Annotated in this window: 15 protein-coding genes and 1 pseudogene; 11 read left to right on the top strand and 5 right to left on the bottom strand. The window is 66.8% G+C overall.

Annotated features, from left to right (window positions below; all coding sequences use genetic code 11):
- Positions 1-194 precede the first annotated feature (194 nt).
- From H1Q64_RS01730 to mepA, 3 genes are all read left to right on the top strand, one after another.
- A complete protein-coding gene (locus H1Q64_RS01730) occupies positions 195-890 on the top strand; it encodes a GntR family transcriptional regulator (RefSeq protein ID WP_237904132.1) in 696 nt (231 codons plus the stop codon).
- 174 nt (positions 891-1,064) lie between these two features.
- Entirely contained in the window at positions 1,065-1,913 is an 849-nt protein-coding gene (locus H1Q64_RS01725) for a sugar phosphate isomerase/epimerase family protein (protein WP_237904131.1), read from the top strand.
- A 296-nt stretch (positions 1,914-2,209) separates the two neighbouring features.
- The gene (gene mepA, locus H1Q64_RS01720; protein ID WP_237904130.1) at positions 2,210-2,965 is read left to right on the top strand and encodes a penicillin-insensitive murein endopeptidase; all 756 of its coding nucleotides are present in this window, start codon (positions 2,210-2,212) and stop codon (positions 2,963-2,965) included.
- 137 nt (positions 2,966-3,102) lie between these two features.
- On the opposite strand, the gene H1Q64_RS01715 is transcribed toward mepA, so the two are convergent.
- On the bottom strand, positions 3,103-5,358 hold the full coding sequence (locus tag H1Q64_RS01715; RefSeq protein ID WP_237904129.1) for a hybrid sensor histidine kinase/response regulator: 2,256 nt from the start codon (positions 5,356-5,358) through the stop codon (positions 3,103-3,105).
- 513 nt (positions 5,359-5,871) lie between these two features.
- On the opposite strand from H1Q64_RS01715, the gene H1Q64_RS01710 reads away from it, so the two are divergent.
- The 7 genes from H1Q64_RS01710 to lipA all read left to right on the top strand — a co-directional run bounded on the left by H1Q64_RS01710 (position 5,872) and on the right by lipA (position 14,219).
- The gene (locus H1Q64_RS01710; RefSeq protein ID WP_237904128.1) at positions 5,872-7,806 is read left to right on the top strand and encodes a sigma-54-dependent Fis family transcriptional regulator; all 1,935 of its coding nucleotides are present in this window, start codon (positions 5,872-5,874) and stop codon (positions 7,804-7,806) included.
- 175 nt (positions 7,807-7,981) lie between these two features.
- Positions 7,982-9,025, top strand: coding sequence for an ATP-NAD kinase family protein (locus H1Q64_RS01705; protein WP_237904127.1), 1,044 nt, complete (start codon positions 7,982-7,984; stop codon positions 9,023-9,025).
- 40 nt (positions 9,026-9,065) lie between these two features.
- On the top strand, positions 9,066-10,049 hold the full coding sequence (locus H1Q64_RS01700) for a thiamine pyrophosphate-dependent dehydrogenase E1 component subunit alpha (RefSeq protein ID WP_330874502.1): 984 nt from the start codon (positions 9,066-9,068) through the stop codon (positions 10,047-10,049).
- 41 nt (positions 10,050-10,090) lie between these two features.
- Positions 10,091-11,122 carry an alpha-ketoacid dehydrogenase subunit beta gene (locus tag H1Q64_RS01695; protein ID WP_174450190.1) on the top strand — a complete coding sequence of 344 codons (1,032 nt, stop codon included), beginning with the start codon at positions 10,091-10,093 and terminating at the stop codon, positions 11,120-11,122.
- A gap of 18 nt (positions 11,123-11,140) precedes the next feature.
- Entirely contained in the window at positions 11,141-12,274 is a 1,134-nt protein-coding gene (locus H1Q64_RS01690) for an acetoin dehydrogenase dihydrolipoyllysine-residue acetyltransferase subunit (protein ID WP_237904126.1), read from the top strand.
- A 60-nt stretch (positions 12,275-12,334) separates the two neighbouring features.
- Positions 12,335-13,120 (top strand): SDR family NAD(P)-dependent oxidoreductase, encoded by a 786-nt coding sequence (locus H1Q64_RS01685; protein WP_237904125.1) that lies wholly within the window; start codon positions 12,335-12,337, stop codon positions 13,118-13,120.
- Between the two features lie 181 nt (positions 13,121-13,301).
- Positions 13,302-14,219, top strand: coding sequence for a lipoyl synthase (lipA, locus tag H1Q64_RS01680; RefSeq protein ID WP_237904124.1), 918 nt, complete (start codon positions 13,302-13,304; stop codon positions 14,217-14,219).
- Between the two features lie 175 nt (positions 14,220-14,394).
- Here the strand turns inward: lipA and H1Q64_RS01675 are convergent, their stop codons facing one another.
- Together H1Q64_RS01675 and H1Q64_RS01670 are read right to left on the bottom strand one after the other, a co-directional pair.
- Positions 14,395-15,156, bottom strand: coding sequence for an SDR family oxidoreductase (locus tag H1Q64_RS01675; protein WP_237904123.1), 762 nt, complete (start codon positions 15,154-15,156; stop codon positions 14,395-14,397).
- Positions 15,157-15,247: 91 nt separating this feature from the next.
- Positions 15,248-16,450 (bottom strand): MFS transporter, encoded by a 1,203-nt coding sequence (locus H1Q64_RS01670; RefSeq protein ID WP_237904122.1) that lies wholly within the window; start codon positions 16,448-16,450, stop codon positions 15,248-15,250.
- A 135-nt stretch (positions 16,451-16,585) separates the two neighbouring features.
- Here H1Q64_RS01670 and H1Q64_RS01665 point away from each other — a divergent pair, with 135 nt between their 5' ends.
- Positions 16,586-17,482: a LysR substrate-binding domain-containing protein gene (locus H1Q64_RS01665; protein WP_237904121.1), complete on the top strand. Its 897-nt coding sequence runs from the start codon at positions 16,586-16,588 to the stop codon at positions 17,480-17,482.
- A 286-nt stretch (positions 17,483-17,768) separates the two neighbouring features.
- On the opposite strand, the pseudogene H1Q64_RS01660 reads toward H1Q64_RS01665, so the two are convergent.
- A pseudogene (locus tag H1Q64_RS01660) lies at positions 17,769-18,738 on the bottom strand (IS5 family transposase).
- Positions 18,739-18,980: 242 nt separating this feature from the next.
- Positions 18,981-20,159 (bottom strand): helix-turn-helix transcriptional regulator, encoded by a 1,179-nt coding sequence (locus H1Q64_RS01655; RefSeq protein ID WP_237904120.1) that lies wholly within the window; start codon positions 20,157-20,159, stop codon positions 18,981-18,983.
- Between the last annotated feature and the right edge of the window lie 36 nt (positions 20,160-20,195).

Here is a 20,195-nt window from a genome sequence, read left to right as displayed (position 1 = left end):
TAGCGGATGGGAGGTGCAACCAGTAATGTCAAAGTGTTCGCCCGGCTGTATCAGTCATCGGTCCGGTTCCACCCGCGTTCCGGACTGTGTTCAGCAGCGCTGCGACCTTGCGTGGGTTCGTCCGCTCCGGCGATAATCGCGATTGTGGGCTCGGAAAGGGCGATGTCCGCTTGCACGGCGGCTGGGGGAACACGGTGAAGAACGAACGGCTGGTGTTGGAGCGCAACACGCTGGACAGCGTGATCTACAGGGAACTGCGGAAGAGGATCATTTCGCTGTCGTTCCAGCCCGGCTCGATGATCTACGAAAATGCCGTCGCCGACGAATACGGCGTCAGCCGGACACCGGTGCGTCAGGCCTTTTCCCGGCTGGCGAACGAAGGGCTGCTGAGCATCCTGCCGCAGCGCGGGGCGCAGGTGTCCCACCTGTCCGTGGCCAAGGTGAAGGAGGCCCAGTTCATCCGGGAGGCGCTGGAGGTGTCGGCATTCGGGGAGGTGGCGCGCATCTGGAACAAGACCGCCGATCACAGCGTGGCGCAAAGCAAGGCGCTGTCGCTGATCGAGCAGCAGAGACAGGTCGTGCGGGAGAAGGACTATGTCGGTTTCACCGAACTGGACGTGGCCTTCCACGACACCGTCATCGGGGTTTTGGGAAACGCCATGCTGCTGGAGATGCTGAGCGACGTGAGGACGCATCTGACACGGGTGCGCTTCCTTGAGCTTCAGGAGGCCCATCATGAGGACGATGCGATCGCCGACCACGTCAAGCTGATGCGCTCGATCATGGCGAACGACGTCGCGGGAACCCAGTCGCTCCTGCTGGCCCATTTGAAGATGATCGAGGCGATGCGCGACGACATCCTCAAGCGTCACGACATTCTCTTCGAATAGACCCCGTCCGGGACCCCACCGAGGGGCCTCACCGCCGGACGGTTGATCCGGGCATCGCTGACGGACACAGACCCAGGCCGGTTGGACCGCCGGCGGGGAAGGGGGCCGCTTGCCCTTTGCGAACCGTCGGCAAGACAACGACCCCGCACGCGGGCGCAATCAGGAGGAAACGAGATGAACAGACGGTCGATCCACAGCTACACCTGGATCCCGAAATGGTCCACCAAGGACGGCGCCTACGCGGCCGAGCGCGCCGCGGCCTTCGGCTATGGCCAGCTCGTCGTGCCGATCCGCGACCATGACAGCATCGAACCGGCGGCCATCGCCGCGCTCTGCGAGCGGGCGGGGGTGCGCCCCGTGGCGACCTCGCCGCTTCAGGTCGACAACGACATTTCGAGCACCGACCCGGAGGTGCACCGCCGCGGGGTCGAGCGGCATTGCGCGGCGCTCGCCCTGGCGCGCGACATGGGCGCGGATCGCATGGGCGGCATCCTCTACAGCGCCTTCGGGAAGGCGTCGAGGGTGCCGAGCGACGCCAACTTCCAGGCGGCGGCGGACGGGTTGCGGATCGTCGCCGAACGGGCCGCGTCCTACGGGATGCTGCTGGCGCTCGAAGTGGTCAACCGGTACGAGAGCAACCTGATCAACACGGCGGAGCAGGCTGTCCGGATGGTCAAGCTGATCGGCGCCGACAACGTCCGCATCCATCTCGATACCTTCCACATGAACATTGAGGAGAACGACCTGCTGGGCGCGCTTGAGCTGGCGATGCCCCATCTCGGCTATTTCGAGATCGACCAGAACCATCGTGGCCGCCTGACGGAGGGGTCCATCGACTTCGCCCCGATGCTGCGCCGCTTGAAGGCGGCCAACTATCAGGGACTGATCGGCGTCGAAGCCTTCTCCTCCGCCGTGTCGCACCCGGACATCACCGCGGGCGTCGCGTCCTGGCGCAACCTGTTCGACCATGGCGACGACGTGGCGCGCGACGGGCAACTGCTGCTCGATCAACACGGCCTCTGACGACACCCGCCGCTGCCGGCGCACCCCCCGTCCAACGGTTCGCGGGTGTGCGCCGGGCGGCTTTGGTGATGAGACCCCGACCTCCCACGCAATGCACGCCCAGACCACAAGCCCCATGCTAATGTCGGGTCGGCTCAAAGATGAGAGGTTTCAGGCCGGTCATGGTTCGACGATGGTCTTTCGCTGCGCTGACTATCCTTTGCGGGGTTTGGTTCACCGGTGACGCGACGGCGGCCGATGCGGCCCCCCGATCGTCGTCCCCGGTTTCCGGCGCCGTGCCGATGGACCTAAGCACGGTGGCCTTGCAGCCGCCGATGCCGTCCCTCTCGGCACAGCCGATCGGCAGCTACGCCAACGGCTGCATTCGCGGCGCGCAGACGCTGCCTCCCGAGGGCCTCGGCTATCAGGCGGTCAACCTGTCGCGGAACCGGAATCACGGCCACCCCGATACCATCGCGTTCGTTCAGGACCTTGCCCGCCAGGCGCAGGCCGAGCGGCTCGGGCGGCTGGCCATCGGCGACATCTCCAAGCTTTATGGCGGCCGCATGGAAAGCGGACACGCCAGTCACCAGATCGGTCTCGACGTCGACGTGTGGTTCGATCTCGACCAGCCGCCGCTCGCGCGTGACGCGCGGGAGCGGAAGGACTTCCCGACCATGGTGAACCGGCAGACGCAGCGCGTTCTGCCGGAGCGCTTCGGTCCGCGTCAGGCCCGCCTTCTGCAACTGGCGGCGACGAGCCCGAAGGTCGCGCGGGTGTTTGTGAACCCGGCGATCAAGCTGGCGCTGTGCCAGAGCGAGCAGGGCAACCGCTCCTGGCTGAACGCCGTGCGCCCGTGGGGTGGGCACGACTCGCACTTCCACGTGCGGATGAACTGCCCGGCCGGATCGACGGCCTGCGTCCCGCAAGCCCCCATTCCGCCGGGCGACGGCTGCGGCCAGGAGCTTCTGAGTTGGTTCGAGCCGCCGAAGGAAGCGCCGGTGCCCCGGCCACCCAAAGCCATCCCCGAGCCACCGGCTGCCTGTCTGGAGGTGCTGGCGGGGGGGTATTGAGCCTCTGCCGACAACCGGCTATTCCGCCAACATGTCAGCAACACCCTGGAGCGCTGGTTCAAAAGGCATATCGCGTCCGGGAAGGCATCCTGTGCACACCTCCCGCGCCCGCTTGTTTCACGTTCGAGCGGCTCTGGCTACCCCGCCAGCAGCTTGGCCACCGCCATGGCGAGCTGCTGTTGCGTGTACGGCTTGGCGAGCCGCGGCACATCGATGATGGCCCCGTCGGGAAGATCCGCGTAGCCGGTCACCAGCAGCACCGGCAGATCGGGGCGGATCCTGTGCGCCTCGCACGCGAGTTCAGCTCCCGTCATATCGGGCATCGCGTAGTCGGTCACGAGCAAGTCGATGTCCTGGTTCCCTCTCAGCACATCGAGCGCCAGCGGGCCGGCGTTCGCCTCAAGGACGGTGTGGCCGAGATCGGTGAGCATGTCGACGGTGCTCATGGCGATCAACGCGTCGTCATCGACAACGAGGATCGTGGCCGGGGCTGCTTCCACGACCGGTTCCACAGCAGGGTCCACAGCGGGGTCCACAGCGGGGTCCATGGTCGGCTCCGCGGCTTCGGCCGGCGTGGCGGCCACCGGCAGCCACAGCTCCGCGAGGGTCCCCCGACCGGGCGCGCTGGACAGCCGAAACGCCCCGCCGGACTGCACCGCCAACCCGTGCACCATCGAAAGACCGAGCCCCGTGCCCTTGCCCACGCCCTTGGTCGAGAAGAACGGCTCGACGGCCCGCGCGAGCGTGTCCGCGTCCATGCCCATGCCGGTGTCCTGAACGCTCAGGCGCAGAAAGGGGCCGGATGCGCGCCCGCCCGCTGCGGTTCCGGCTGCTTCGGTGACGTCGAAGGTGAGCGTGCCGCCCTCCGGCATGGCATCGCGGGCGTTGACCGCCAGATTGAGGATCGCCAGTTCGAGTTGGTTGGGATCGACCAGGGCCGGCGGCAGTGCGGCGGGCACCTTCAGGCGAACCACGATGCGCGGGCCTACCGAGCGTTCCAGCAAATTCCTCATGTCGTCCAGAAGGGCACCCAAGGCAACCGGCTGCGTCTGCAGATCCTGGCGTCGGGCGAAGGCGAGAAGCCGCTGGGTCAGCGTCGCCCCGCGCTGCGCGCCCTGCATGGCGCCGCTGATCAGCCGTTTGGCCTTGGGGTCGGTGGCCAAGTGCTTGCGCAGCAGATCGAGGTTGCCGAGCACCGCCATCAGCAGGTTGTTGAAGTCGTGGGCGACACCGCCGGTCAACTGGCCCACCGCCTCCATCTTCTGCGCCTGATGAAGCTGCTCCTCGGCGTTGTGAAGCGCCGCCCTGGCCGCCTCCTCGGCGGTGATGTCGCGGCCGACGCCGTGCAGGTGGCAACCGTCCGGATCGGGCGAGAGGACCCAGGCGATCCAGCGCCAGGAGCCGTCCGCCGCCAGGATCCGGCACTTGAGCCGCATGGGGCGGCGGCGGTCGCGAAGCTCGTCCAGCGCCGCCCGCACCAGCCCAATGTCTTCCGGGTGAATGATCTCGCTGTAAGGACGCGCGAGCAACGCCGCATGCTCATGGCCCAGCAGGCGCGACCAGGACGGGCTGATCCGCAGCAGGCGGCCGTCGTAATCGGCATAGACGAGGAGGTCCTCGCTGAGCTCCCACAGGTGGTCACGCTCGCGGGTGCGCTCGGCGATCCGCTCTTCCAGGGTGGCATTGAACCGCTTCAGCGCGTCTTCGATCCGCTTGCGCTCGGTGACGTCCTTGAACACGATGGCGACACGCCGGTCGTCGGCATCGCCCACCTTGAAGACGCAAAAGTCGAACCAGGCGCGCAACGGCTTCGCGCACAACTCCGCACGGGTGGCCTTGCCGGCGCGCGCGGCGCGGCCGAAGACCTCGTACCAGTGGGGCTCGAAGGACGGATCGATCTCCCGAAGCCGCCGCCCGACGACATCCTGCCTCATCAAGCGGGTCGCGGAGGGATTCGCCTCAAGAAACCGGATGTCGACCGGCCGGTCGGCTTCGTCAAAGAGGACATCGCCGAGCAGAAAGCCCTCGTCCATCGCCTCGAACAGCAGGCGGTATTTGGTCTCGCTCGCGCGGATGGCCGCGGTCCTCTCGACGATCTTCTTCTCAAGCTCTTCGTTGGCTTGGGCAAGGGCGGCGTTGGTGACCTCCAACTCCTCCAAGGCGACCTGCAACTCCTCGGCTGTGCTGGCGTCCCGGAAATGCCGGTCGCGCACCGTCGTCTCGACCTGACTCAACAGCATCCGGGAGATCGCCTCGCGTTGCTCGGCTTCCGCCCGCAAACGGGCCACCTCGCGATCGCGGTCGATCAGAAGCGCCTGGAGACGGTCGCTCTCCCGGGCCATGCGCATGGCCTCATCGCGGGCATCCTCGGCCGCGGTGAGCGCCTGTTCCAACTCGTCATCATACCGGGCGGGCGGCCGGGTGGACGCCCGTGTGCTCCCCTGTGCGCTTCCCCCGACGTGCGGATCTCGACTCATGTTCCTGGCCCCCGATCCGAACGCTTAGGCTGCCTTATGGCCGATGAGTCCCAAGAATGAAGGGTCCGAAGGCAGGCCGGTGCGTCGGCACGTTGTTGTCCCGCATGGTTCCTGGCTTCAACAGTCGATCGCTGCGGCTTTCACCATGGCTTTTGGTCAGCGGGACGCCGCCGGAGCGTTGCGGCGCGCAACCAAGTCGCCGTCACTGGTCGAAGAGCGGTGCGGCGCCGCATCCTTCACCTCCAAAACGGAGGCTTGCACGAAAGCTGCCGGAACCTGAACAGGACCAGCCGAGGGGCTCACTTCCGGGCCGCGGCACAAGTGCCTGCAATACTATTGCACAAATTGCCTGTGTGACGACGCGCTTGATATATTGCTCCGATCTGGCTGACCAGATCAGAGCGATTGCGCTCCAGGGAGGATACGCTGATGGAGAACGCCAAAGCGGCGCACATCAACGAATTGGTCCGCGTCTCGGAAGGGATCGCGTCGAAGCGCGACGCCATCATCACCGCATCCTGGCGCCGGTGCGTGGCCGACCACAAGCTGGATCCGACCGTCCGGCGCGAGGCCTACATTCTGCCGCACGAGCGCCTGTGCCTGCACCGCGACGCGATGGACGAGTTCCTGCGCATGGCCCGCTTCGGGCTGGAGGCGCTGTATCATCAGGTGGCCGGCATGGGCTACGCCCTGCTGCTGACCGACAGCAACGGCGTCACCGTCGATTTCATCGGAGACCGGGCGTCGGACAACGACCTGCGCCGGACCGGCCTCTATCTCGGCGCGGACTGGAACGAGGGCCGGGCCGGTACCTGCGCGGTCGGCACCTGCATCGCCACGGGCGAGGCGTTGACCGTCCACCAGACGGACCATTTCGACGCGACCCACATTCCCCTCACCTGCACGGCGGCTCCGGTGTTCCACAGCGGCGGCGGGCTTGCGGCGGTGCTGGACATCTCCGCGCTCCGTTCGCCGGAGCCCAAGATCAGCCAGTATCTGGCCCTCCAACTGGTCAAGGCTTACACGCACAAGATCGAAAACGCCAACCTCTACAACAATTTCCGCCGGGAGTGGGTGGTCAAGCTCTCCGCCTCCCAGGAGTTCGCGGAGGTCGATCCGGACTTCGTGATCGCGCTGGATGGCGCCGGGCGGATCATCGGCTTCAATCACCGTGCGTGTCGACTGCTGGCCGGCGAAGGGGAGGACCGGGAGCATCTCATCGGGCGGTCCTTCTCCGACCTGTTCGACTGCCAGGTGGACGATCTGGTGCGGTTCGTGCGCTCTTTGCCCACCGACCAGCGCACCCTCCGCCTGCGGCGCAGTGGGACACCCCTGTTCGCGCAGGCGATGCCGCCACCGGCCATCGCTGTCCCGCGCCCACGCAAAGAAGACGAGGGAAGCCTGCCCAAGCCGCTCCAGGCGATGTGCGGCGGCGATCCGGCGCTGAAAGCGGTGCTGACGCGCGCGGCGAAGCTGGTGAACACGCGGATGAGCCTGCTGATCCATGGCGAGACCGGCACCGGCAAGGAACACCTCGCCAAGGCCCTGCACCGGTCGAGCGTGCGCGCGGCCAAGCCCTTCATCGCCGTGAACTGCGCCGCGCTGCCGGAGGCGCTGATCGAAAGCGAGTTGTTCGGCCATGAGCCCGGCTCCTTCACCGGGGCCACGTCGCGGGGCAGGAAGGGGCTGATCCTGGAGGCGGACGGCGGCACGCTGTTCCTGGACGAGATCGGCGACATGCCGCTGTCGTCGCAGACACGCCTGCTGCGCGTCCTGGCGGAGCGGGAGGTCACCCCCATCGGCCGCACCAAGGCGGTGTCGGTGGACGTGCGCGTCATTGCCGCCACCCACCGCGATCTTGTCGAACTGATCAAGGCCGGGACGTTCCGCGACGACCTGTATTTCCGTCTCAACGGCGCGGTGTTCACCGTGCCGCCGCTGCGCCAGCGCGGCGACCTCGACTGGCTGATCGACCGGCTGCTGGCCGAGCGGACGGAACGGGACGGCATCGGCTACACCATCGCCGCTCCGGCGCTGGCGGCCCTGCGCGCCCACGGCTGGCCCGGCAACGTGCGCGAGCTGGTGAACGCGCTCGACTACGCCTGCGCCGTCTGCACCGACGGGCTGATCGAACTGATGGACATTCCCGACCCCGTGCAGCGCAGCGGCGTGTTCGAGGCGTGGCCGGCCAGCGCTCCGACGCCCGCCCCGGACAGCGACGACCCCGCCGTCCGCCTGCGCGAGGTGTTGCGCCGCCTGCACTGGAACGTGTCGGCGGCGGCGCGGGACATGGGCGTGGACCGCTCGACCATCCACCGCCAGATGCGCCGTTTCGGCATCGTCCCGCCGCACCGGCTGGATTGAGGCATGCCACACCTGTTGCAACGCCCCTGCAACAGGTCATGCAACAGGTGAGGCGATCGCAACACCGCCACTCGTCGCGCAAACCGTTGCGGAACCACGATAGTCAGCTATACGCACATTTGGCACGGCTCTTGCCCCAGACCCCTTCAAAACATCGAAGCGAAGGGGAGGACGCGTGGCACCGGTCATCGGCATCATTGCCAATCCAGTATCCGCACGCGACATCCGCCGGGTCGTCGCGAACGCGGCGAACCTCCAGATCACGGATCGCGCCAACATCGTCCTGCGGGTGCTGGCCGCGCTGCGCGCCTGCGGGGTCACCGATGTCCTGATGATGCCGGAGCATGGCGGCATCGGGCGCCATGTGGCGCGCGGGCTGTCACGGGCGGCGGCGCACGGCGAGGCCCCCTATCCCACCATTCACCCGCTGCCCATGCCGGTCACCGGCACCGTCGCCGACACCCATCGGGCGGCGGACGCGATGCGCCGGGCGGGAGTCGCCGCCATCGTCGTGCTGGGCGGCGACGGCACGCACCGCGCCGTGGTGGCGCACTGCGGGGCAGTGCCCGTGGCCGGCATCTCCACCGGCACCAACAACGCCTTTCCCGAACACCGCGAACCGACCATCACCGGGCTGGCGACCGGCCTGGCCGTGACCGGGCAGGTGCCCGCGGAGATCGCCTTCGCGGCGAACAAGCGCATCGACGTGTCGCTCAACGGCCGGGTGGAGGAGATCGCGCTGGTCGATGTCGCTCTGGTGACCGAGCGCTACGTCGGGGCCCGCGCCCTGTGGAAGCCGGAAAGCTTCCGCGAGCTGTTCGTCACCTTCGCCGACCCGGAGGTCATCGGCATGTCGGCCATCGCCGGCCTGCTGGAGCCCGTGACGCGGGAGGAGAGCGGCGGGCTGATGGTGCGTCTCGGCACACCGGCGTCCGGCGTAACGGTGCTGCGCGCACCCATCGCGCCTGGGCTGATGGCCTCGGTCGGCGTCGCTGATTGGCGCCGCATGCCGGCCGGCGTGCCCTTCGTGCCGGAGGTGAAGGCCGGCTCCATCGCGCTCGACGGCGAGCGGGAAATCGCATTCTCGGCGCAAGACCGCGTGTCCCTGACGCTTCGGGACGACGCCTTCCGCACCGTGAACGTGGGCGGCTGCATGCAGCACGCCGCCCAACACAGGCTGCTGACCGGTGCCCCGGCGCCGGTCACGGCCGAGCCTTGAAAAACCTGCCTTCGAAAAACCTGACAGGGGAGAAACGTCAGTGACCAACAATCCTTATCCACTCGACAAAGCGGACCTGCTGCAAGCCTACCGGACCATGCGGACCATCCGCGAGTTCGAGGAGCGTCTGCACATCGACTTCGCCAAGGGCGACATTCCGGGCTTCGTGCACCTCTACGCCGGTGAGGAGGCCTGCGCCACCGGCATCATGATGCACCTGAACGACATCGACCGCATCGCCTCGACCCATCGCGGCCACGGTCATTGCATCGCCAAGGGAGTCGATGTCCATGAGATGATGGCGGAGATCTACGGCCGTTCCACCGGCGCCTGCCGGGGCAAGGGCGGGTCGATGCACATCGCCGACCTGTCGAAGGGCATGATGGGCGCCAACGGCATCCTGGGCGCCGGCGCGCCGCTGATCTGCGGGGCGGCGCTGGCCGCCAAGTTCCGGGGCGACGGCGGGGTCGGCATCACCTTCGTCGGCGACGGCGCGTCGAACCAGGGCACCTTCCTGGAGAGCATGAACCTCGCGGCGGTGTGGAACCTGCCGGTCATCTTCGTGGTGGAGAACAACGGCTACGCCGAATCCACTGCCATGGAATGGGCGGTCTCATGCGACAGCTACATCGACCGCGCCACCGGCTTCGGCCTGCCCGGCGTGACGGTGGACGGCACCGATTTCTTCGCGGTGCACGAGGCGGCCGGCGAAATCATCCGGCGCGCCCGCGAAGGCGGCGGCCCGGCGCTGCTGGAGTGCAACATGGTCCGCTTCTACGGCCATTTCGAAGGCGACGCCCAGACTTACCGCGCCAAGGGCGAGGTGGAGAGCCTGCGCGCCAACCGCGATTGCATCAAGCTGCTCGCCCAGCGCCTGACCGAGACCGGCACCGTCGCCCCCGCCGAGCTGGAAGCCATCGACCGCGAGGTGAACGCGCTGATCGAGGACGCCGTGCGCTGCGCCAAGGCGGCCCCGCTGCCCGTCGCCGCCGACCTGCTGAAAGACGTCTACGTCGCCTACTGAGCGGCCCACGCCAAAAAACGGCATTCACCGGAGGAAACACCATGTCCCGCAAAATCAGCATGAAGACGGCGATCAACGAGGCGTTGGACCTCGAAATGCGCCGCGACCCGACCGTCATCCTCATGGGCGAGGACATCGTCGGGGGCACCGGCGCGCCCGGCGAGGACGACGCCTGGGGCGGCGTGCTGGGCGTCACCAAGGGCCTGTTCGCCAAGCACGGCGACCGCCTGCTGGACACGCCCCTGTCGGAGTCCGCCTACATCGGTGCGGCCATCGGCGCCGCCGCCTGCGGCATGCGCCCGGTCGCGGAATTGATGTTCATGGACTTTATGGGCGTCTGCTTCGACCAGATCTTCAACCAGGCGGCCAAGTTCCGCTACATGTTCGGGGGCAAGGCGGAAACGCCGGTGGTGATCCGCGGCATGGTCGGCGCGGGCTTCCGCGCGGCGGCCCAGCATTCGCAGATGCTCACCCCGCTGTTCACCCACATTCCCGGGCTGAAGGTCGTCTGCCCGTCGAACGCCTATGACGCCAAGGGCCTGCTGATCCAGTCGATCCGCGACAACGACCCGGTCATCTTCTGCGAGCACAAGAACCTCTACGGTCATGAGACCGAGGTGCCGGCGGAGTCCTACGCCATCCCCTTCGGCGAGGCGAACGTGCTCCGCGACGGCGATCACGTCACCATCGTCAGCTACGGCCTGACCGTCCACCGCGCCATGGAGGCGGCGGACACGCTCGCCAGGGACAAGGTGGAGGCGGAGGTCATCGACCTGCGCACCCTGTCGCCCATCGACTGGGACACCATCATCGACAGCGTGGAGCGCACCGGCCGGCTGGTCGTGGTGGACGAGGCGCACCCGCGCTGCAACCTCGCCACCGACATTTCGGCCTTCGTGGCGCAGAACGCCTTCGGCGCGCTGAAGTCCGGCATCCAGATGGTGACGCCGCCGCACACGCCGGTGCCCTTCTCGCCCTCGCTGGAGGACCTCTACATCCCCAGCGCCGAGGCCGTCGCCGCCGCCGTCCGCCGCACGATGGCCCCCTCGCCCCGCAGCACCCTCGCCGCCTGATCCCGGAGCCGCTTTTTCATGACCACTCTCAACGAGCGCATCAAGCCCATCGTCATGCCCAAGTGGGGCCTGTCCATGTCGGAGGGCAAGGTCACCGGCTGGCTGAAGCAGCCGGGGGCCACCGTCAACCTGGGTGACGACCTTCTGGAGGTCGAGACCGACAAGATCACCAACGTGGTCGAGGCCGGCGAGACCGGCGTCCTGCGCCGGGTGCTGGGCGAGCCCGGCACCGTCTACCCGGTGAAGGCGCTGATCGCCGTGCTGGCCGAACCCGACGTGCCGGACAGCGACATCGATGCCTTCATCGCCGGCTACGCCGTCCCCGCCGCCGACGGCGAGGAGGACGGGGCGGATGCCGGTCCGCGCTACGAGTTCGCCGAGACGGCGGCGGGCACCATCCGCTACGCCAAGCGCGGTGACGGCCCGACGACCGTGCTGCTGGTCCATGGCTTCGGCGGCGACCTCGACAACTGGCTGTTCACCATCGACGCCCTGGCGGAGGGCGCCACGGTCTACGCGCTGGATCTGCCGGGGCACGGCCAGTCCGCCAAGACGCTGCCCGACCCGACGCTGTCCGGCCTGTCGAAGGCGGTGCGGGACTTCATGGACGCGGTGGGCATCGGGGCCGCGCATCTGGTCGGCCATTCCATGGGCGGTGCGGTGTCCATGCGCACGGTGCTCGACGCGCCGGAGCGGGTGGCGTCGCTGTCGCTGATCTGCTCGGCCGGCCTGGGGCGGGAGATCAACCAGGACTACATCACGGGCTTCATCGGCGCGACCTCGCGCCGCGACCTGAAGCCGGTGCTGGAGACCCTGTTCGCCGACACCGGACTCGTCAGCCGCCAGATGACCGACGACCTGCTGAAGTACAAGCGGCTGGACGGCGTGGACGGTGCGCTTCGGGCCATCGCGTCCTCGATGTTCGGGAACGGCGAGCAGACGGCCGTTCTCGGTGCGGAGGTCGGGGCCGCGAAGGTGCCGACGCTGGTCGTGTGGGGCGCGGAGGATCGCGTCATCCCCGCCGGCCACGCCACGGCGCTGGGCTCCGCCGCGCGGGTCGAGGTGGTCCCGAACGCCGGTCACATGGTGCAGATGGAGGCGGCCGGGAAGGTGAACACCCTCATCAAGGACCATGTCACGAAAAACGCCTGACCTTTCCACCCATCCGGCCGGCTTGCGGTTCTCCCCCAGGCCGGCCCTTGGAGACGCACCATGCCCAACCTCAAGGACAAGAGCATCATCGTCACCGGTGCCGGCCGCGGGATCGGCGCCACCATGGCCCGCGCGCTCGCGGCCGACGGCGCGCGGCTGATCGTCGCCGATCGCACGGAGGAGGATGCGCGGACGGTGGCGGAGTCCATCCGCGCGAAGGGTGGCGACGCCGTCGCGGTTACGGTCGACGTCCGCGACCGCGCCGCGGTCCGCCGCATGATCGACACGGCCGTCGCCTCCTTCGGACGCCTCGACGTCATCTTCAATAACGCGGGCGTCGCTCAGACCAAGCCCTTCCTCGACATCACGGAGGAGGACTGGCGTTTCGTCACCGACGTCAACGCGTTGGGTGTGCTGATCGGCATGCAGGAGGCGATCAAGACCTTCCGCGCGCAAGGCGGGGGTGGGAAGATCATCAACACCGCCTCCATCGCCGGCAAGCAAGGGTACGAACCGCTCGCCCATTACTCGGCCAGTAAGTTCGCGGTGGTTGCCTTGACCCAGGCGGCCGCGCGGGCCTTCGGCAAGGAGAAGATCACCGCCAACGCGATCTGCCCCGGCGTCGTCGCGACGGAGATGTGGAAGATCATCGACAAGGGCTTCCGCGACACCGGCCTGACGACGGCCGAGGACGAGGCGTTCAACCATTTCGCGGCCGGTGCCGTGCTGGGCCGTCCTTCGACGGCGGAGGATCTGGTGGGGGTGGCCCGCTTCCTCGCCTCGTCCGATTCCGACTTCATGACCGGCCAATCCCTGCTGGTCGACGGCGGAATGGTCTTCACCTGACCGCAACCCGGCGATTTCGAGCCGACGCGCACCGTTCAACGGCAAAATTGGCAACGACATAATTGGAGGAAACGAACATGATCGTCTCGCGCGGGTTCGAAGAACTGGTCCACAGCAAGGACCGGAATGAGGAGATCATCGTGCAGCCGGCGGCCCCGGCCGTCGCGGCGGAGTAACGGCCATGCCCGCGTCACCCACTGCGTTTGTTCATCAGGCCGAGAAGCCGGCTTGGCTTCGAGCCCGCGCGCCGTCGACCGGTGCCAATGAGGACACCCGTGCCCTCGTCCGCCGACATGCCCTGCACACGGTCTGCGAGGAGGCCGCCTGTCCCAACATCGGCGAATGCTGGAGCAAGCGGCACGCGACGGTGATGATCCTGGGCAGCGTGTGCACGCGGGCCTGCGCCTTCTGCAACGTGGCGACCGGACGGCCCGACGCGCTCGATCCGCGAGAACCGGACCGCTTGGCCGAGGCGGTTCTGGAACTCGGCCTGCGCCATGTGGTCATCACCTCGGTGGACCGCGACGACCTGCCGGACGGCGGTGCCCGGCAGTTCGTGCGATGCATCGAACGGGTCCGCGCCGTCTCGCCCACGACGACGATCGAGATCCTGACCCCCGACTTCCGCAACAAGACGGGAGCCATAGAGACCGTCGCCGATGCCCGGCCGGACGTCTTCAACCACAACCTGGAAACCGTGCCGCGCCTGTACGCGACGGTGCGGCCGGGGGCGCGCTACTATCACTCGTTGCGCCTTCTCGATCAGGCAAAGAACCGGCACCCGGAGATCTTCACCAAATCCGGCATCATGCTGGGCCTCGGCGAGGAGCGCGCCGAGGTGCTTCAGGTCATGGACGACCTGCGGGTGGCGGGCGTCGATTTCCTGACCATCGGCCAGTATCTGCGGCCTACGCCGCGCCACCACCCGGTGGCGCGCTACGCCCCGCCGGAGGAATTCGCCGAATACGAACGGGTGGCGCGGGCCAAGGGTTTCCGGATGGTTTCGGCAAGCCCGCTGACCCGCTCCTCCTACCACGCCGAACAGGACTTCGCGGCGTTGGTGCGAAGCGCAGGGCAGCCGATCCCAACAGGGCGGTGATGAACACGGGATCGCTGCGCAGGGTATCGCTGTCGTCGGCATCGGCGTACCCGGCAGCGATCAGCAGGGCGCGGGTCCTCTTGCAACGCGCCGGACGCTCGCACACGCCAAGACGCTGATATGATCCGGGTTGGCACGGTTCGTCGAGGGGAGGATCCGACGCCGATCCCGTTGCTCACTTGCCGCCGGTGACATCGAGGAACGTGCCGGTGATGAAGGAAGCCTCGGCGCTTGCCAGCCATAGGATCGCCCGCGCGACCTCCTCAGGCTGACCGCCTCGTCCCATGGGGATCGAGTCCTTGACTCGATCCACCCGTCCCGGCTCTCCGCCGCTCGCATGCATGTCCGTGTAGATGTGGCCGGGGCGGATGCAATTCACACGGATGCCGTCCCGCGCGACCTCCTTGGCGAAGCCGGTCGTGAAGGTTTCGAGAGCCCCCTTCGAGGCGGCGTAGTCGACATATTCGTTTGGACTGCCGAGCCGGGCCGATGCCGATGAGATGTTGATCACAACGCCGCCCCGCCCGTTGTGTCGATACGACATGCGCTTTGCTGCCTGCTGTGCGCAGAGGATCGGGCCAATCGCATTCACCGTGAAGATGCGCTGCATCCGCTCGAAGTCGAGATCCTCGGTCCGGGAGTGCCGCGCAAGCACCGCGGCGTTGTTGACCAGGACGTCGATCCGGCCGAACTCCCGGTCGATCGCGGCGAACAGCTGGGCGACCTGCGCCGGGTCCGCACTGTCGGCGCGCACGGGCAAAGCCCGGCGCCCCAGAGCTTCCACATCCGCCACCACCGCACGAGCGGCGGACTCGTTGGCGACGAAGCTGATCGCGACATCGTAGCCCTGGGCGGCGGCAAGCCGTGCGGTCGCCGCACCCATGCCACGCCCTCCACCCGTTATCAGAATCAGCGGCGCCTGGGGGATGGTGTTCATTGGAAGAACCTTCATGCGGTGGCGTGAAATTCATGCGGATCCGGGAGCGGCGGAATACAGATGGCTCATTGCCGGCCTTGGCCAATCCACCTCAACTCCGGTGCCGGGAAAAGCCGGCCTGCCCGTACGGTCCCGCGGTGGAACTGCTCAGATGGGGCCTCAGCGTCAGGACAAGCGGAACGATCAGGGCGGCGGTCGCCGCCGAGGCCATCACGCCAATCGTCTGGGTGCTGTGATCGGCAATCGCGCCGTAGAGGATCGGTGCAACGCCTCCGGAACCGATCACACTCGTGTAAAAAACCGCGAAGGCCCGGCCCGTGTCGCCGTCGGAAAGCTCTGGCACGGTGCCGTAGAGCACCGAAGAGGTGCCGTTGAGCACGATGCCGAGCAGCGGCAGCAGGATGAGCGTTGGCGTCAACGGCGTGAACAGCGTCGCCGTGATCAGCAAGGCTGTTGCGGCTTCGGTCACCATGACGCTGCCGACGACACCCAGCCGCTCCCCAAGCCGGCTGCACGTCGCCTTTCCGAACGCTCCGCCGATGAACAGCAGGGCGAGTGCGATTCCGACCGTCGCCGAATCCCCGCCCTGTCCATGGATGAGGAAGGGCAAAAACAGCAGATAGCCCATGCGGGTCGCCGTATCGAGCGCGCCGATCGCCGTCAGAATGCCGAAGCCGCCGCGGCCTTGACCGGAAGCCGCCCCTGTCTTGGCGGTCCTGGGGAGGGGGGACGCCGGCGTCAGCGGCACCAGGGCAACCGACAGGACGATTCCAAGCACCGCCATCAGCCCCAGCACCGACTGCCAAGCGAAGATTGGCAACAGCACCGCGCCGAGCGCCGGCAACGCGGCTTTTCCGAGATCGCCCGAAAAGTTGTAGATGCCGAGTGGATGTCGCGATGCCGAGCCATAACTGGCGGTGATGAGCATCGAGCCACATGGATGCTGAATGCTCGATCCGATGCCGGCTACCACGAGGCCGACGCAAAGACCCACAAAGCCGAACGGCAATGCCATGATCAGCAAGCCCGTCGATGCGAGGATGGTCGACAGGATCAATGCCGCTCGCGGTGACAAGCTGCGGAGAACTCGGTCGGCCGGGATTTGCAGGCCTCCCATCGTTCCGGAATAGAGCGCGCGGACGACGGCAAGCGCTGCATAGGAAAGGCTGAACTGCGCCTGCCATACCGGCAGGAAAACATAGAGAGCGTCGGTATATCCGTCGTGCAGCGCGTGGGCGAGGCACGCCCCCACCAGACTTCTCTTTCGTTGATTCCCGCAATGTCTCGATTTCATCGTTGATGGATTTCTCGCAGACACAACAGGCATTGCTCGGCGGGCCTCATCTCAACAGCATGGTATACGTGTGAGGTTTCATCGACTAGCATGCATTGTGTCACGGATACCGTTCATTTTTCTCACGGATCGCACATGCGCCGCCTTCCCCCCTTGAATGCCTTGCGCATTTTCGAGGTCGCGGCTCGGACCGGCAGCTATGCCGAAGCCGGAGCCGAACTCGGCCTCACCCATGGCGCGGTAAGCCGCCAGATCGCTGCGCTTGAAAGCTGGCTCGGGCAGAGGCTTTTCATGAAGGATGGGCGCCGCATGGTCGCGACGCCGATGGCGAGAATCTTCGCCGCCGAGGTCGGCCTTTCCTTCGATCGCCTGGCCGTCGCGGCGGAAGCGTGCGGCCGGCCCAACGCGCGCCGCATCTTGCGTGTCAGCGCCCCGACCAGCTTCGCGATGCGCTGGCTGATCCCGCGCCTCAACCGGTACCACGCCGACCATCCGCAGGTCGAAGTCGCGGTTACGACGGTTTCGACCGTGCTTGAGGAATTGCGCGGTGGGGTCGACGTGGCGATCCGGCGCGGCGTTGCTCGGGACGATGCGTGGCCTCACCATCGCGTCGTCCCGGTGCTGGATGATGTGGATACGCTGATCATGAGCCCGGTGCTGTTCGCGCAACGGCCGATCCTGAAGCCCGCCGACATTGAGGAGCATACGCTGCTTGCAAGCGAAACCCGTGCCGGCGATTGGGCGAACTGGCTCGAGGCGGCAGGGCTCGAACACCTTGCCGGGCACCCCCGCCAGATATTTGATCACTTTTTCGTGACCCGACAGGCGGTAGAAGATGGGCTTGGCATTGGGATCGGTCCGTTGCCAATGCTCGAGATCGACGTTGCCAACGGAAGGCTGATGACGCCGCTGCCGGAGATCCGGGTTCCGAGGACGGGGTATGTCGCGCTTATTCCACGTCAGGCCGCTGCCGGAAAGCTGGTTGCCGGCTTCGTCGACTGGCTTGCCGGAGAAGCGCGAGGATCACAGTGACGAACCGGGCAGAACCTCAGTCCTCTCGGCCATGGTGGGCGTAGGTGGTGTCCGACAAATCTATGTCAGGCCACAGATAGACTGACCCGATTAACCTGCTGAAAAGGCTGAGTTCACCTGAATTGTCATGCCCCGGTTTCCACAGGTGGACTGACCTGATTCCGGCACTTCCACAACAAGACCGACCCGACTCAGATCCTCGCTTTATGCGCCAACGCCTTAGGGTCCGGACGACTTTGGTGCAGAACTTAGCCTGCGGACGGATTTCGCCTAGAGGCGATGGAGATCAGGCGACCCTCCGGGAGGTTGGCATGCCGAGGTTGGTCATGCGATTGATGACGGCGCAGGCAGCCTTGGCTTCGGCTTTTTGTGCGGACAGAGTGCGGGCGCGCAGGCTGCGTCCGATCAAAACCTTGTACCGAAGCATCGCCACCTCGACAAACGATCTCCTGCCGTATTGGACGGCTCGCTGCCAGCCCAGCCGACCACGCTCCTTGATTGTCTGGATGTGGCGGTCGCGCCGGGTGGGCGCGCTCTTGGCGGTGTCGCTCACCTCGGCGGTCGCGCGCGGCGGGATGATCACCTCGGCGTCCGGCGCACGCTCGGCGACAGCACGATAGACGGGCTCGCCGTCGTAGGCGCCGTCCGCCAGGACCGCGCTGATCGGGCCCGTGACTTGGTCGAGCAATGGACCGACCAGCGAGGCGTCTCCCTCCTCGTTGCCCGTCAACGCCGAGGCGAGGATCTCGCCGGTGGCGGGATCGACGGCCAGGTGCAGCTTGCGCCAGCATCGGCGCGCTGTGCCGCCGTGCTTTTTCAGGTGCCACTCGCCCCGGCCGAACACCTTCAGCCCGGTGGAATCGATGACCACGGTGACCGGCCCGTTCGTCCTGGCCAGCGCCGACGCGACGGCCAGATCGGTGCTGCGCCGGGAAAACGTCGTATGATCGGGAACCGGCAGGTTCAGGCCGAGCAGGCGCATGAGCGAGCCCAGCATACCCTCGGTCTGGCGCCACGGCCGATCGAACGCCAGCCGCAGCATCAGCCCGGCCTCGATCGCCAAGTCCGAGTATCGGGGAGGCCAGCCCCCCCCGCCCCGTGACGGGCGTCGTCCACGCGGCGATCACCTCTGGCGTCACCCAGATCGTCAGGTCTTCCCGCCGGCGCAGTGCCGCATCGTAGGCTGCCCGGTTCTCCACACGGTACCGGGCCTTCGGGATCTTGTGGCGGCTCGGCTCGTTGGCCTTGTGGGGCATCGGGGTCTCGGATTCAGCCGGCCGCTTCTATACCCGCTCGCCCTCCCGAACGCCACAAGCTCGGCCTTTTTGCACCAACGTCGCTTCCCAGGAGAAATTATCTGCGACGATCTGAATGAACCGAGGGTGGTGGGCATGGAAGGCCGCATCACGCGGGTTGCGTTGCAACGTTCGACAGTGAGCGTGGAGAGGCGGCCGTAGCATCGTCATGCCACGGATCGGCGCAGGTTCGGCGGCAAAGCCTACCCGGTATGAGCATCGGCCTCGTCGCCATGCAGCGCGGGCCTGCCGCGGATCTCCCCCTCGCCGATCCTGGTTACGAGCGTTGCCAGTTCGCTTTGTCTGTTGATGCCGAGCTTGCAGAAAATCTTCTTCAGGGCGGTGCGCACGTTTCCCTCGGAGATACGCAACTCCTCGGCCGCGGCGACCGGCGAACACCCCGAGCCGACGATCGCAGCTAGGCGCGCCTCGGCGGCGGACAGGCCGAGCCCCCGCAGGATGGGGACGGACGTGCGCCGACTTCCGGGCTTCAAGACGACGAGCGTGGCGATGACGCAGTCTTCCCCCTCCATCCGCTTCAGAAGCCCTCCCTGAACAAAGAGAGCGCCGCCCCCGGAACGCCGTCGCAGCAGCACTTGGCTGGTCTCGTGGGCTTGGGCCGTCCGCGCTGTGCTCAGGAGGGTTGCGGCCATGGCCGCCATTCGCTCGCCATCACCCGGCCAATCGCAGAGGACCCTGCCGTCCCGACCGAGATGCAGGCCATCCCTCTCCGCGAGGATGTCGGAAGCCATGCCGTTGCACAGCAGGAGGTGCATCCGGCGGTCGATCGCGATGCAAGCGGTGCCGCACGCCGCGAGCGTGCCTTCCAGTAGCGTCCTTCTCCGGCGCTCTAGCAGCCGGTCCGTCTTCATGCGGAAAGCCCTCTGGATGTGCGGCAGCAGCAGCAGGATGTTCGCTCGATCCTCCTCGTTGAATGAATCGCACTCAGCGCTTCTGTAAAAATTCAGGAACGCCGGGCCGCTTCCGGACCAACCCTCTTCCAGGTTCACGCCGAGGAGGCGGCACTGCCGCGAGGGCTTCAGGAAATCGTTGAACCATTCCGACCTCCTGAATTCCGGCTCGTCCACCAGTTCCTCCCCAACCACGACCGTGCCCGGCCGGTCGAGGTTTCGGGCCTTCGAGCCGCGGTACCAGAGATCATGGTCCTTGTAGTGGTCGCGGTACGCCTTGAGCGACCACTCATCCATGCCGATCCGGACATCCATTGCGGTCGCGTCGTCGGTACCCTTTGGTGTGAACAACAGAGCGCTGTCAGCACGCAGCAGCCGTTGCAGTTGCCTGACGAACTCATCCCAAGAAACGACGTCATCCACGGTAGAGTAAGCCAAGTCAATGGCATGGGATAGAAGGCCGCTGTCCATGCATACCCCCGTATTCAGCGTGAGTTATGCGAAGTG

It is taken from the genome of Azospirillum brasilense (assembly GCF_022023855.1).
GTDB lineage: Bacteria > Pseudomonadota > Alphaproteobacteria > Azospirillales > Azospirillaceae > Azospirillum > Azospirillum brasilense_F.
This window is presented reverse-complemented; position numbering and strand designations above follow the sequence as displayed.

Coding starts and splice junctions, on each gene's coding strand:
- H1Q64_RS01725 (WP_237904131.1), top strand. CDS start 1,065: ATGAACAGACGGTCGATCCACAGCTACACCTGGATCCCGAAATGGTCC.
- H1Q64_RS01710 (WP_237904128.1), top strand. CDS start 5,872: ATGGAGAACGCCAAAGCGGCGCACATCAACGAATTGGTCCGCGTCTCG.
- H1Q64_RS01695 (WP_174450190.1), top strand. CDS start 10,091: ATGTCCCGCAAAATCAGCATGAAGACGGCGATCAACGAGGCGTTGGAC.
- H1Q64_RS01690 (WP_237904126.1), top strand. CDS start 11,141: ATGACCACTCTCAACGAGCGCATCAAGCCCATCGTCATGCCCAAGTGG.
- H1Q64_RS01685 (WP_237904125.1), top strand. CDS start 12,335: ATGCCCAACCTCAAGGACAAGAGCATCATCGTCACCGGTGCCGGCCGC.
- lipA (WP_237904124.1), top strand. CDS start 13,302: ATGCCCGCGTCACCCACTGCGTTTGTTCATCAGGCCGAGAAGCCGGCT.
- H1Q64_RS01675 (WP_237904123.1), bottom strand. CDS start 15,156: ATGAACACCATCCCCCAGGCGCCGCTGATTCTGATAACGGGTGGAGGG.
- H1Q64_RS01670 (WP_237904122.1), bottom strand. CDS start 16,450: ATGAAATCGAGACATTGCGGGAATCAACGAAAGAGAAGTCTGGTGGGG.
- H1Q64_RS01665 (WP_237904121.1), top strand. CDS start 16,586: ATGCGCCGCCTTCCCCCCTTGAATGCCTTGCGCATTTTCGAGGTCGCG.
- H1Q64_RS01655 (WP_237904120.1), bottom strand. CDS start 20,159: ATGGACAGCGGCCTTCTATCCCATGCCATTGACTTGGCTTACTCTACC.